Source organism: Kitasatospora sp. NPDC089913, from assembly GCF_044748625.1.
GTDB lineage: Bacteria > Actinomycetota > Actinomycetes > Streptomycetales > Streptomycetaceae > Kitasatospora.
On sequence record NZ_JBIVGI010000004.1, the window covers coordinates 290,739 to 305,845 of the forward strand.

The window sequence follows — 15,107 nt, forward strand, 5'->3', positions numbered from 1 at the left end:
GATGTCCGACGACAAGAAGCTGCTCGACTACCTCAGGCGCGCCACCGCGGACCTGGGTGACGCCCGGAGGCAACTGCGCGAGGCCGAGCAGGCCCGCCACGAACCGATCGCCATCGTCTCCATGGCCTGCCGCTACCCCGGCGGCGCCGACACGCCGGAACTGCTGTGGGACCTGCTCTCCCGGGGTGCCGACGCGATCTCCGCCTGGCCGGTGAACCGCGGCTGGGACCTGGAGGGCCTCTACGACCCGGACCCCGAGCGGCCCGGTACCTCGTACACCCGGCACGGCGGCTTCCTCCACGACGCGGCCGACTTCGACGCGGAGTTCTTCGGCATCTCGCCGCGCGAGGCCCTGGCGACGGACCCGCAGCAGCGGCTGGCACTGGAGACCGCCTGGGAGGCGGTCGAGCGGGCCGCGATCGACCCCCGCACGCTGCGGCGCACCGCCACGGGCGTCTTCCTCGGGGCGATCGGCAACGGCTACGGGGCGGGCTCGCGCCACCTCCCCGAGGTCCAGGGCCTGTTGGACACCGGGACCGCGAGCAGCGTGGTCTCCGGCCGGATCGCCTACACCCTGGGCCTGGAAGGGCCCGCGGTCACCGTGGACACGGCCTGCTCCTCCTCCCTGGTCGCCCTGCACCTGGCGATCCGGGCCCTGCGGGCGGGCGACTGCACGCTGGCCCTGGCCGGCGGGGTGTCGGTGATGGCGACCCCCGACGCGTTCGTGGCGTTCAGCCGCCAGCGCGCGTTGTCGGCCGACGGACGCTGCAAGGCGTTCGGGGCCGGCGCGGACGGAACCGGCTGGTCCGAGGGTGCCGGCGTGCTGTTGCTGGAGCGGTTGTCGGACGCCCGGCGCAACGGGCATCCGGTGCTGGCCGTCGTCCGGGGTTCGGCCACGAACCAGGACGGTGCGAGCAACGGTCTGACGGCGCCGAGCGGTCCGTCGCAGCAGCGGGTGATCCGGGCGGCGCTGGCGGACGCGGGTCTGACCGCGTCCGAGGTGGACGTGGTGGAGGCGCACGGCACGGGCACCACCCTCGGCGACCCGATCGAGGCGCAGGCCCTGCTGGCCACCTACGGTCAGGGCCGGCCCGCCGAACGACCGCTGTGGCTGGGCTCGTTGAAGTCGAACATCGGCCACACCTCGGCGGCGGCCGGAGTGGGCGGCGTCATCAAGATGGTGCTGGCGATGGAGCACGGCGAACTGCCCAGGACCCTGCACGCGGACCGGCCGACGCCCATGGTGGACTGGTCCTCGGGAGCCGTGGAGATCCTCTCGGAGGCCCGCGCCTGGGACGGCACGGAACGCCCGCGCCGGGCCGGGGTGTCCGCCTTCGGCGTCAGCGGCACCAACGCCCATCTGATCCTGGAACAGGCCCCGGTGGAGGACGCCGAACCGGCCGAACCGGCCGGACCTGCGGCCGGTGGCGACGCGCACCCGCTTCCCTGGGTGCTGTCGGGGCGCACCGACGAGGCGCTGCGCGACCAGGCGGCCCGCCTGCTGGCCCACCTGAGCGCCCGTCCCGGACCTCTGCGGGCCGACGACACCGGCCGCGCCCTCGCCCTCACGCGTACCGCCTTCGAGCGGCGGGCCGTGGTCGTGGGCGGAGACCGGAGCGAGTTGCTCGACGGCGTGAAGGCCCTGGCCGAGGGCCGGTCCCTGCCGGGACTGGTACGGGGCGACGGGGTGTCGTCGGGTCGTTCGGTGCTGGTGTTCCCGGGTCAGGGTTCGCAGTGGGTGGGGATGGCTGCGGAGTTGCTGGCCGGGTCTGCGGTGTTCGCGGGGCGGATGGCGGAGTGCGGGCGTGCTCTGGCGCCTTACGTGGACTGGTCGTTGGTGGAGGCGCTGGGCTCGGAGCGGTTGCTCGCCCGGGTGGATGTGGTGCAGCCGGTGCTGTGGGCGGTGATGGTGTCGTTGGCGGAGGTGTGGCGTTCGTTCGGCGTCGTTCCGGACGCGGTGGTGGGCCATTCCCAGGGCGAGATCGCAGCGGCGGTGGTGGCGGGCGGTCTGAGCATCGACGACGGGGCGCGGGTGGTGGCGCTGCGTTCCCGCGCGATCAAGGTTCTGGCGGGTCTTGGCGGTATGGCCTCGGTGCCGTTGCCGGTGGACGGGGTGCGGGAGCGGATCGCTTCCTGGGCGGGGCGGTTGTCGGTGGCGGCGGTCAACGGCCCCTCGTCGACGGTGGTTTCCGGTGACGCGGACGCGGTCACGGAGCTGGTGGACAAGCTGGTCTCCGAGGGTGTGCGGGCGCGCGCGATCGAGGTCGACTACGCGTCGCACTCCTCGCACGTGGAGGAGATCCGCGAGGAGCTGCTCGCGGACCTGGCCGGCATCACCCCCCTCCCGGGTGCGGTGCCGTTCTTCTCCACGGTGACGGGCGACTGGCTGGACACCAAGGCCCTGGACTCCGGGTACTGGTACCGCAATCTGCGGGAGACGGTGGAGTTCGAGCGGGCGACCACGACGCTGCTGGGGGAGGGCTTCCGGTTCTTCGTCGAGTCCAGCCCGCACCCCGTGCTCACCTTCGGTGTCCAGCAGACCGCCGACGCGGCCGACGTCGCCGACTCCGCGCAGGGCCCCGCCGTGATCGTGGGTACACAGCGGCGCGGCGAGGGCGGTCTCGACCGCTTCCTGACGTCCCTGGGCGAGGCCCACGTGGGCGGCCTGCTGCCCGACTGGGAGCGGGTGTTCGCCGGACACCGTCCGGACGGCGTCTCCCTGCCCACCTACCCGTTCCAGCGCCGCCCGTACTGGCTGGAGGACACCGGCCCCGGGGCGGGCGGTCCGTCCGGGACGCCCTCGGCGGGCGACGACTTCTGGGAGGCCCTGGGCGGAGGCGACCTGGACCGGTTCACCGCCACCCTCGGGGTGACGCCCGAGGACCCGCTGAACGTGGTGCTCCCCGCGCTCGCCACCTGGCGCACCGAGCGCACCGAGCGCTCGGTGGTCGACTCCTGGCGCTACCGCGTGACCTGGCGGGCCCTGCCCGAGGGCTCCCCGGGCGCGCTGGACGGCAGCTGGCTCGTGCTGTCGTCCGACGGTCAGCCCGAGGACGGGGTGCGCCGGTCGGAGGCGACCGTCCACGCCATGGAGCAGGCCGGGGCCGCGGTGGTCCACGTACGGATCACCGCGGCGGAGGCCGAGCGCGCCGTCCTGGCCGACCGGGTGCGCGCGTCCCTCGACGCGCTGCCCGGCCCGGTGGCGGGAGTGCTGTCGCTGCTGGGCCTGGACGAGCGCCCGCACTCGGCGCACCCCTCCGTCCCGCTGGGTACCGCGCTCAACCTGGCCCTGGTGCAGGCCCTCGGCGACGCCGGAACCGACGCGCCCCTGTGGTGGGCGACCCGGGGCGCGGTGTCGGTCGGCGGCACGGACACCGGCGGCGGGGTCAGCGCCGCGCAGAGCCTGCTCTGGGGCCTGGGCCGGGTCGCCGCGCTGGAGTTCCCGCAGCGCTGGGGCGGCCTCGTCGACCTTCCGGAGGTCCTGGACCGGGACACCGCCCGGCGGCTGTGCCGGGTGCTGGCCGGCGAGGCCGGGGACGAGGACCAGGTGGCCGTCCGGGCCACCGGCTGCCACGGCCGGCGGCTGGTCCGGTCCGCCCTGGGGGACACCGCGCCGCGGCGGAGCTGGCGGCCCGGGGACACCGTGCTGATCACCGGCGGCACCGGTGGGATCGGCACGCAGATCGCGCGCTGGCTGGCCCGGCGGGGAGCCGGGCACCTGGTGCTGGTCAGCCGGCGCGGCGCGGACACGCCGGGTGCGCCGGAGCTCGTCGAGGAACTGGCCGCCCTCGGCACCCGGGTCACCCTGGCCTCGTGCGACGTCGCCGACCTGGAGGCCCTGCGCGCCCTGAAGGACGGCCTCGAACAGGACGGTCACCGGATCGGCACCGTCTTCCACGCCGCGGGGGGCGGGCTGCTGGTGCCGCTGCCCGACACCGACGCGGAGGAGGTCGCCGGCACCCTGCACGCCAAGGTCGGCGGGGCCCGGAACCTGGACCTGCTCTTCGACCGGGACACGCTCGACGCGTTCGTGCTGTTCTCCTCCATCTCCGGGGTGTGGGGCAGCGCCGTCCACGGTGCCTACGCCGCCGCCAACGCCTACCTCGACGGCCTCGCCGAGGACCGCAGGAGCCGGGGCCTCGCCGCGACCTCCGTGGTGTGGGGCATCTGGAGCCCCGAGGACGGGGCCGGCGGGATGGCGGCCGAACTGGCGGAGGACACCCTGCGCGGCCACGGCGTGCTCTTCATGCCGCCCGCGGTCGCGATCACCGGGCTCCAGCAGGTCCTGGACCACGACGAGACGGTGGTCGTGGTCGCCGACATCGACTGGGACCGCTTCGCGACGGTCTTCACTGCGGCGCGCCCCAGCCCGCTGATCGGGGAGCTCCCCGAGGTGCGCGGCGCGCTGGCCGCCGAACCGGAGACCGGCGGGGCCGGCACCGGGGGGACGCCCTCGGCGCTGCGCGAGCGGCTGGAGCCGCTCCCGGCGGCCGAGCGGACCCGGGTGCTGGTCGACCTGGTCCGGACGCACGCGGCCGCCGTCCTCGGCCACGACTCGCCGGACGCGGTCGCCGCCGGACGCGCCTTCCGCGACCTGGGCTTCGACTCCCTGACCGCCGTGGACATGCGCAACCGGCTCAACACCGCCACCGGCCTGCGGCTCCCGGTCACCGTGGTCTTCGACTACTCGTCGGCGACGGCGCTCGCCGGGCGCCTGGAGACCGGACTGCTGGGCGCCGCCGAGGAGCCGGCCGCCGTCCGGCAGCCCCCCGCGGCGGCACCCGCCGCCGACGACGACCCCGTCGTGATCGTCGCCATGAGCTGCCGCTACCCCGGCGGCGTCCGCACCCCCGAGGACCTGTGGCGCCTGGTCGCCGACGGGCGCGACGCCGTCTCCGGCCTGCCGTCCGACCGGGGCTGGGACCTCGACGCGCTGTACGACGCGGACCCCGACCGGCCCGGCCGGAGCTACGCCGCCGCGGGCGGTTTCGTCCGGGACGCGGACCGCTTCGACCCCGGGTTCTTCGGGATCTCCCCGCGCGAGGCCCTGGCCATGGACCCGCAGCAGCGACTGCTGCTCGAAACCGCCTGGGAGGCGATCGAGCGCGCCGGCATCGACCCGACGACCCTGCACGGCACCCCGACCGGGGTCTTCGCCGGCGCCTCCTACCAGGGCTACGGCGGCACGCTGCGCGACGTCCCCGAGGAAGTGGAGGGCCTGATCGTCGCGGGCATCTCCACCAGTGTCCTGTCCGGGCGGGTCGCCTACCAACTCGGCCTCCAGGGGCCCGCCGTGACCGTGGACACGGCCTGCTCCTCGTCACTCGTGGCGGTCCACCTCGCCGCGCAGTCGCTGCGCTCGGGCGAATGCGCGCTGGCCCTGGCGGGCGGCGCCACGGTGATGGGCACCCCGCTGTCGTTCACCGGTTTCAGCCGGCAGCGCGGGCTGGCCGAGGACGGGCGCTGCAAGTCCTTCGCCGCCGCGGCGGACGGCTTCGGCATGGCCGAGGGCGTGGGCCTGCTGCTCCTGGAACGGCTCTCGGACGCCCGCCGCAACGGCCACCCGGTGCTCGCGGTGCTGCGCGGCTCGGCGATCAACCAGGACGGCGCGAGCAACGGGCTGACCGCGCCCAGCGGCCTGGCCCAGCAGCGGGTGATCCGCGACGCGCTGGCGAACGCCCGGCTGACGGCCGCCGACGTGGACGCCGTCGAGGCGCACGGCACCGGTACCCGGCTGGGCGACCCGATCGAGGCGGACGCGCTGCTGGCCACCTACGGCCAGGACCGGCCGGCCGACCGGCCGGTGCGGCTCGGGTCGCTGAAGTCGAACATCGGGCACACCCAGGCCGCCGCCGGGGTCGGCGGCATCATCAAGATGGTCCTGGCGATGGAGCACGGCGAGCTGCCGCGGACCCTGCACATCGACCGGCCGTCCCCGAACGTCGACTGGACGGCGGGCGCCGTCGCCCTGCTGACCGAGGCCACGCCCTGGCCGGAGACCGGCCGGCCGCGCCGGGCCGGCGTGTCCTCGTTCGGCCTGAGCGGCACCAACGCCCACGTCGTCATCGAGCAGCCGCCCGCCGAGTCCGAGCCCGCCCCCGTACCCGCCCCCGCGCCCGTACCCGGGGCGTCCGCCGTGCCGTGGGTCCTGTCCGGGCGGACCGCCGAGGCGGTGAAGGCCCAGGCGGAGCGGCTGCACACGTACCTGACGGAGCACCCGGAGCTGTCGTCCGCCGACGTCGGGCACTCCCTGGCCACCACCAGGACCGCCTTCGAGCACCGCGCGGCCGTCGTCGGCGACGACCGGGCGACCCTGCTGGGCGGCCTGGCCGCGCTGGCCGCGGGAGAGCGCGCACCCGGCCTGGTCGAAGGCACCGTCGCCCGGCAGGCCAGGACCGTCTTCGTGTTCCCCGGCCAGGGGTCCCAGTGGGCCGGCATGGCCCGGGAGCTGCTCGACCGCGCCCCGGCCTTCGCCGACCGGGTCGCGGCCTGCGAACGCGCCCTCGCCCAGTACCTGGACTGGTCGCTGCTCGCGGTCCTGCGGGAGGAGCCCGACGCGCCCCCGCTGGACCGGGTGGACGTGGTGCAGCCGGTGCTGTTCGCCGTGATGGTGTCGCTGGCCGAGCTGTGGCGGGCGCACGGGATCGTCCCCGACGCCGTGGTCGGCCACTCCCAGGGGGAGATCGCCGCCGCCTGCGTGGCCGGCGCGCTCTCGCTGGACGACGCGGCCCGGATCGTCGCCCTGCGCAGCCGGGCCCTGCTGGCCCTGACCGGGCGCGGCGGCATGCTGTTCGTGCCGCAGCCGGTCGAAGCCGTGCGCGACACACTGTCCGCCGGCTACCCGGCGCTCGACGTTGCCGCGGTGAACGGGCCGACGTCGGTGACGGTCTCCGGCGACCCGGCGGCACTGGAACGGCTGCGCGACCAGTTCTCCGAGGCGGGCGTCCTGACCTGGCCGGTCCCTGGCGTGGACTTCGCCGGACACTCGCCCCAGGTGGAGGAGCTCCGCGAGGAACTGCTCACCCTCCTCGGCGGCACCGCACCGCGGACGGCCGACATCCCGTTCTACTCCACGGTCACCGGCGGTCCCCTGGACACCCTGGGCCTGGACGCCGCGTACTGGTACGAGAACCTGCGCCGGCCGGTGGAGTTCGGACGCGCGGTCGACGCGCTCGTCGCCGACGGGCACCACACCTTCGTCGAGTGCAGCACCCACCCCGCGCTGACCGTCTGGCTCCAGGAGGCCGTCGAAGCGGCCGGAGCCGCCGACGGAGCCGTCGTCGGCACCCTGCGCCGCGACGACGGCGGCCCCGGCCGCTTCCTCGCCGCGCTCACCGAACTCCAGGTGCGCGGACTGCCGGTGGACTGGGAGGCGGTGTTCGCCGGAACCGGCGCGCGCAAGCGCCCCCTGCCCACCTACGCCTTCCAGCAGCAGCGCTACTGGCTCGACACCACCCCCGACCGGCCCGCCGACGCCGTCACGGGCACCGACGCCACGACCGGCACCGGCCCGGCCGACTCCGGTTTCTGGGAGGCGGTCGACCGCGGCGACCTGGACGCCCTCGCCACCACCCTGCGGGTCGAGGACGGCGAGCCGAGGGCCTCCCTCGCCTCCCTGGTGCCCACCCTCGCCGCGTGGGCGCGCGGCCGGGCGGGCGACCGGACCGCCGACAGCTGGCGCTACCGGGTCGCCTGGAAGCCCCTGCCGGCACCCGAGCAGCCCCGGCTGACCGGCAGCTGGCTCGTCGTCGCCCCGGCCGGAGCCGTCGACGACCCGGCCGTCGCGTTCGCCGTGGACTCCCTGCGCCGGAACGGCGCCGCACCCGTCCTGGTCGAGGCGGGCCCCGACGCGACCGACCGGACCCGGTTCGCCGCCCTGCTCCGCGACGCCCACGAGCACCCCGACGGGCCGCCCGCCGGAATCCTGTCGCTGCTCGCCCTGGCCGAGGAACCGCACGGCGACGGATCGGCGCTCCCCCTCGGCCTCACCCTGACGGTCGCACTGCTCCAGGCCCTCGGCGACCTCGGTACCGACGCCCCGCTCTGGTGCGCCACCCGGGGCGCGGTGTCGGTCGGCCGCTCCGACCGGATCGACAGCACGCTCCAGGCCCTGGTCTGGGGCCTCGGCGGGGTCGCCGGTGTCGAGTACCCGCAGCGGTGGGCCGGCCTGGTCGACCTGCCGCGACGGCTCGACGAGCGGGCCGCGACCCGGCTCGCCGAAGCACTGACCGGCCCCGACGGCGAGGACCAACTGGCGGTGCGCGCCACCGGCCTCTACGGCCGCCGGGTCGTGCACGCCGGACTCGGTGACACCGCCCCCGTACGCGACTGGACACCCGAGGGCACCGTCCTGATCACCGGCGGCACCGGAGGGCTCGGCGCCCAGATCGCCCGGTGGCTCGCCCGCACCGGCACCGCGCACCTGCTGCTCACCAGCCGGCGCGGCGCACAGGCCCCGGGGGCCGACGCCCTGCTGGCCGAACTGCGCGGACTCGGCGCCGCCGCCACCGCGGTGGCCTGCGACGTCGCGGACCCCGACGCGCTGGCGGAACTGCTCGCCGGGATTCCGGCCGAGCGCCCGCTGCGCGCCGTCCTGCACACCGCGGGCGTCCTCGACGACGGGGTGATCGACTCGATCACCCCGGAACGCGCGGCCGGCGTCCTGCGCCCCAAGCTCGACGGCGCACGCAACCTCGACGCGCTCACCCGTGACCTCGACCTGACCGCCTTCGTGCTGTTCTCCTCGCTGGCCGGCACGCTCGGCGGCACCGGCCAGGGCAGCTACGCCGCCGCCAACGCCTACCTCGACGCCCTGGCCCGGCGGCGCCGCGACCTGGGCCTGCCCGGCACCTCGGTGGCCTGGGGCCTGTGGGGCGGCGAGAGCCTCGCCTCCGGAGCGGTCGCCGAACGGCTGGTCCGCGACGGCCTGCCCGCCATGGATCCCGCCGCGGCCACCACCGCGCTGAGCCGGGCCCTCGACCACGACGACACGGCCGTCCTGGTCGCCGACTTCGCCTGGGACCGCTTCACCCGGGCGTTCACCGCCCTCCGGCCCAGTGCCGCGATCGGGGACCTGCCCGAGGTGCGGGCGGTGCTCGCCGCCGCCGGACCCCGGGGCGCGGCCGACGGCGCCGAACCGCCGGCCGCGAGGCTGGCCGCACTGCCGCCGACGGAACGGGACCGGGCCCTGCTGGACCTGGTCCGCCGCGAGGTCGCCGCCGTGCTCGGCCACCCCGGGCCCGAGGCGGTGGCACCGGACCAGGCGTTCAAGGACATCGGCTTCGACTCGCTGATCGCCGTCGAACTGCGCAACCGGCTCGCCGCGGCCACCGGCCTGCGCCTGTCGGTGACCCTGGCCTTCGACTACCCCACGGCCACGGCGCTGGCCGGCCACCTGCGTGCCGAACTGCCGGGGACGTCCGCCACCGGGACGTCGACCACCGGGACGTCCACCACCGGGACGTCCGACGCCCCCGGGCAGCCGACCGCGGCCGCCGCGGTGCCCGAGGACGAGGCGATCGCCGTGGTCGCCATGAGCTGCCGCTACCCCGGGGGCGTCAGCACCCCCGAGGAGCTGTGGGACCTCGTCGCGGGTGGACAGGACGCGATCACCGGCTTCCCCACCGGACGCGGCTGGGACCTGGACGGCCTCTACGACCCGGACCCGGACCGGGTCGGCAGCACCTATGCACGGGAGGGCGGCTTCCTCCACGACGCCGACCGCTTCGACCCGGCCTTCTTCGGGATCTCGCCGCGAGAGGCGCTGACCATCGACCCGCAGCAGCGGCTGCTGCTCGAACTCTCCTGGGAGGCGTTCGAGCGGGCCGGCATCGACCCGCTGTCGCTCAAGGGCAGCGCGAGCGGCGTCTTCGTCGGCTGCAGCCACCACGACTACGGGTCGCGCGTCACCGAACCCTCCGAGGAGTTCGAGGGCTACCTCGGCATCGGCAGCGCGGGCAGCGTGGCGTCCGGGCGGATCTCCTACAGCCTCGGCCTCGAAGGGCCCGCGGTGACCGTCGACACGGCCTGCTCCTCGTCGCTGGTCGCGGTCCACCTCGCGGCCCGGTCGCTGCGGGCCGGCGAATGCTCGCTGGCGCTCGCGGGCGGGGTGACCGTGATGTCGACACCGGGCGCGTTCGTGGAGTTCAGCCGGCAGCGCGTGCTCGCCGAGGACGGCCGCTGCAAGCCGTTCGCCGCCGCCGCCGACGGCACCTCCTGGGCCGAGGGCGCCGGACTGCTCGTCCTGGAACGCCTCTCCGACGCCCGGCGCAACGGCCACCCGGTGCTCGCCCTGGTACGCGGCTCCGCCGTCAACCAGGACGGTGCCAGCAACGGCCTGACCGCCCCCAACGGGCCGTCCCAGCAGCGCGTCATCCGGGCGGCCCTCGCCGATGCCGGACTGAGCGCCGCCGAGGTCGACGCGGTGGAGGCGCACGGAACCGGGACCCGGCTCGGCGACCCGATCGAGGCCCAGGCGCTGCTGGCCACCTACGGCCGGGAGCGCGGCGAGCGGGAGCCGCTGTGGCTGGGGTCGCTGAAGTCGAACATCGGGCACAGCCAGGCCGCCGCCGGGGTCGCCGGCATCATCAAGATGATCCAGGCCATGCGGCACGGGACCCTGCCGCGCACGCTGCACGTCGACGCGCCGACACCCCACGTCGACTGGTCGGCCGGCGCGGTCCGGCTGCTCACCGACGACACCCCGTGGCCGGAGACCGGCCGACCCCGGCGGGCCGCGGTGTCCTCGTTCGGGGTCAGCGGCACCAACGCCCACACCATCCTCGAACAGCCCGCCGAACCGGCCCCGGCCGCCGCCCCCGCGCCGACCCCGGCGACCACCCCGGACACACCCGCCCTGCCCTGGCTGCTCTCCGCCCGCGGCGCGGACGCGCTGCGGGAGCAGGCCGCCCGGCTGCTCCGGCACGTGGAGCGGACCCCGGCCCTCGCCGTCGCGGACCTGGGCCGCTCCCTGGCGCTGAACCGCAGTGCCTTCGAGTACCGGGCCGCCCTCACCGGCACGGACCGGCAGGCCCTGCTCCAGGGGCTCGCCGCCCTCGCCGCGGGCGAGCCGTCGGCGGATCTGGTGACCGGTGTCACCGGCCCGGCCGCGAAGACCGCCTTCCTGTTCGCCGGCCAGGGCAGCCAGCGCACCGGCATGGGCGCCGGACTGTACGCGCGGTTCCCGGTGTTCGCCGACGCCTTCGACGCGGTCTGCGCGGAACTCGACCCGCTGCTCGACCACCCGCTGCGGGAGGTGATCGACGCGGCCCCCGGCGACCCCGGCCACGGCCTGCTGGACCGCACCGAGTACACCCAGCCCGCGCTGTTCGCCCTCGGCGTCGCCCTGTTCCGCCTGGTCGAGCACTGGGGCGTGCGTCCCGACCGCCTGCTCGGCCACTCCGTGGGCGAGCTGGCCGCCGCCCACGTCGCCGGGGTGTTCACCCTGCCCGACGCCGCGGCGCTGGTGGTCGCGCGGGGACGCCTGATGCAGGCCCTCCCGGAGGGCGGCGCGATGACCGCCCTCGCCGCCGGGGAGGAGGAGGTGCTGCCGCTGCTCGCGGGCCGCGAGGCCGAGGTCGGCCTCGCCGCGGTCAACGGCCCGGCCTCCACCGTGATCTCCGGCGACGCGGCAGCGGTGGACGAGATCGCCGCCGTGCTCGCCGCGCGCGGCCGCAAGACCCGTCGGCTGCGGGTCTCCCACGCCTTCCACTCGCCGCTCATGGAGCCGATGCTCGCCGAGTTCCGCGAGGTCGTGGCCCGGACCGTCCCGGGCGAGGCCCTCATCACCGTCGTCTCCGACCTGACGGGCGAGCCGGCCACCGCCGAGCAGCTCGGCTCGCCGGACTACTGGGTGGAGCACGTGCGCGGCACCGTCCGGTTCCAGGACGGCGTACGCCACCTGGAGCGCGACGGCGTCACCGCGTTCCTCGAACTCGGACCCGACGGCGCGCTCACCGCCATGGGCCAGGACTGCCTGACCGGCGCCACCGGCGGCCCCGTGCTGGTGCCCCTGTTGCGCAAGGACCGGCCCGAAGCCCCCGCGGCGACCGCCGCCCTGGCCCGGCTGCACGTCACGGGCCTGCCCGTGGACTGGAACGCCGTCCACGCCGGCGGCCCGTCCCGCCCGGCCGTCGACCTGCCGACCTACGCCTTCCGGCGCGACAGCTACTGGCTGCCGGCCGGCCCGGCCGCGGCCGGCCTGCCCGCGGCCGGACTGCTGACGGTCGACCACCCGCTGCTCGGCGCCGGAACGGAACTCGCGGACTCCGACGGCTTCCTGTTCACCAGCAGGTTCTCGGTCCGCAGCCACCCCTGGCTGGCCGACCACGGCGTCTACGAGGGCGTGCTGTTCCCCGCCACCGCGTTCCTGGAACTCGCGGTCCGCGCGGGCGACCAGCTCGGCTGCGACCAGGTCGAGGAACTGACCCTGGAGGCACCGTTGGTGCTCCCGGCGGGCGGAGCCGTCACACTCCAGCTCACCGTCGGAAGCGCGGACGCCTCCGGCACCCGCCCGCTGAGCGTCCACGCCCGGGCCGCCGAGGACGGCCCCGACGCCCCCTGGACCCGGCACGCGAGCGGCCTGCTCGGCTCCGCCGCAGCCCCCGACCCGACGGACCCGACGGACCCGGCGGACCCGGCGGACGCCGGGGCCTGGCCGCCGCCCGGCGCCGTCCCCCTCGACACCGAAGGCCTGTACGACCGGTTCGCGGGCGGCGGATTCGCCTACGGCCCCGCGTTCCAGGGCCTGCGCGCGGCCTGGCGGCTCGGCGACGAGGTGTACGCCGTCGCGAGCCTGCCGGAGGAGCAGCGACCGGACGCCGCCGCGTTCGGCCTGCACCCGGCCCTGCTGGACGCCGCCCTGCACGCGCTGGTGTTCGACGTACTGGAGGGGCCCGCGCAGGGCTGGCTGCCGTTCTCCTGGAACGGGGTGCGCCTGCACGCCTCCGGCGCCACCGAACTCCGGCTGCGGCTGACCCCCACCGGCCGCGACGCCGTCGCCGTACGGGCGACCGACGCCGCCGGCCGGCCGGTGGTCTCGGCCCGCTCCCTCGTCCTGCGACCCGTCTCGGCCGACCGCTTCAAGGCCACCCGCGCCGGACACCACGAGGAGCTGTTCCGCCCCGAGTGGCAGGCCCTGCCGGAGCGCGCCGCGACCGGCACCGTCCCCGGCCCGGAGTCCTGGACCGTGCTCGGCGCCGGGACGCCCCTGCTCTCCGGCGCCGCGCCGCTCCCCGGCCGTCCGGTCACCGACCTCGCCGCGCTGTCCGCGCTGCTCGACGCGGGCGCCCCGGCACCAAGGCTGGTGCTGGCCGCCTGCCCGCCCGCCCCGGCCCCGGACGCGCCGCCCGGCACCCTCCGCGACGCGGTCCACGACGGCCTCGGCACGGTCCTCGCCCTGCTGCGCGACTGGCTGGCCGAGGAGCGGCTGACCGGCTCCAAGCTGGTCCTGGTCACCGCGGGAGCGGTCCCGGTGAGCGGCGACGACGTCCCGGACCCGGCCCTGGCCGCGCTCTGGGGCCTGGTCCGCTCGGCGCAGACCGAGAACCCCGACCGCTTCGTCCTGCTGGACCTGGACGCCCACGACACCCCGCCCGCCCTGCTCGCCGAAGCCCTCGCCTCCGGGGAACCCCAGCTCGCGATCCGGGCCGGCGCCGTCCACCTCGCCCGGCTGGCCCGCGTACCGCTGGCCGCCGACGGGCGCACCTCCGGCTGGGGCGGTGACGGAACCGTCCTGATCACCGGTGGCACCGGCGCCATCGGCGCCCACGTCGCCCGTCACCTGGCCGCCGAGCACGGTGTCCGGCACCTGCTGCTGACCAGCCGCAGCGGCCCCGCCGCCGACGGCGCGGCGGAACTCCTCGCCGAGCTCGCCGCCCTGGGCGCGAACGCCGAGATCGCCGCCTGCGACGCCGCCGACCGCGACGCCCTCGCGGCCCTGCTGGCCGCCCTGCCCCCCGCGCACCCGCTGACCGGGGTGGTGCACGCCGCGGGCGTCCTGGCCGACGGCGTCGTCGCCACCATGACGCCCGAACAACTGGACCTCGCCCTGCGCCCCAAGGTGGACGCGGCGATCAACCTGCACGAACTCACCGCCGGCCTGGAGCTGACCGAGTTCGTCCTGTTCTCGTCCATCGCCGGCGTCTTCGGCGGCATGGGGCAGGGCAACTACGCCGCCGCCAACGCCTTCCTGGACGCCCTGGCCCATCGGCGCCGCGCCGACGGGCTGCCCGGCCGCTCGCTCGCCTGGGGCCTGTGGGCCAACAGCACCGGAATGACCGGCGGGCTCACCGAGGCCGACCTGCGACGGATCGCCCGCGGCGGGATCGTCGCCTTCGACCCGGCCCGGGGACTGGCGCTCTTCGACACGGCCGGCACCCTCGACGAGCCGGTCCTCCTCCCGCTGCGGCTCGACACCGCGGCCGTCCGCGCCCAGGCCGGCACCGGCGGCGTCCCCGCCCTGCTGCGCGGCCTGGTGCGCCCCGCCGCCCGGCGCGGCGCCGCGGGTCCCGCGACCGGCACCGGCCCCGACGGGCCCGAGGCCCTGATGCGGCGCCTCGGCTCCCTCGACGAGCCCCGGCGCGTCCGGGTCCTCCTCGACCTGGTCCGCTCGCACGCCGCCCTGGTGCTCGGCCACAGCGGCCCGGCCGCGGTCGAGCCCGGCCGCGGCCTGCTGGAGGTCGGCTTCGACTCGCTGACCGCGGTGGAACTGCGCAACCGGCTGCGCGCCGCCACCGGCCACCCGCTGCCCGCCACCCTGCTCTTCGACCACCCCACCCCCGCCGCGATCGCCGCGCACCTCGCCGCCGAACTCGTCGTCGACGCCGGACCCGGCCCGCTCCCCGGCCTCGCCGAACTGGACCGCCTGGCCGGTGCCCTCGACGGTGTCCCCGACGACCCGGCGGACCGCGCACGGCTCGCCGACCGGCTCCGGGAACTCCTGGGCCGCCTCGACCCGGCGGCCACCGCGGCCGGCGGCGACGGCACGGCCGCCGACTCCATCGAGGACCGGATGGACGGGGCCAGCGACGACGAACTCTTCGACCTCATCGACAACGAACTCGGCCTGTCATGACACCGACCCGACACCCGAACCAGGACGGCGGCCC

Annotated in this window: 1 protein-coding gene; it reads left to right on the forward strand. The window is 76.4% G+C overall.

The features are described 5' to 3' along the window. Window position 1: 1 nt before the first annotated feature. Window positions 2–15,073, forward strand: a complete 15,072-nt coding sequence (locus tag ACIPYS_RS09420; protein WP_400745060.1) for a type I polyketide synthase — start codon at window positions 2–4, stop codon at window positions 15,071–15,073. The last annotated feature ends 34 nt before the right edge of the window (window positions 15,074–15,107 follow it).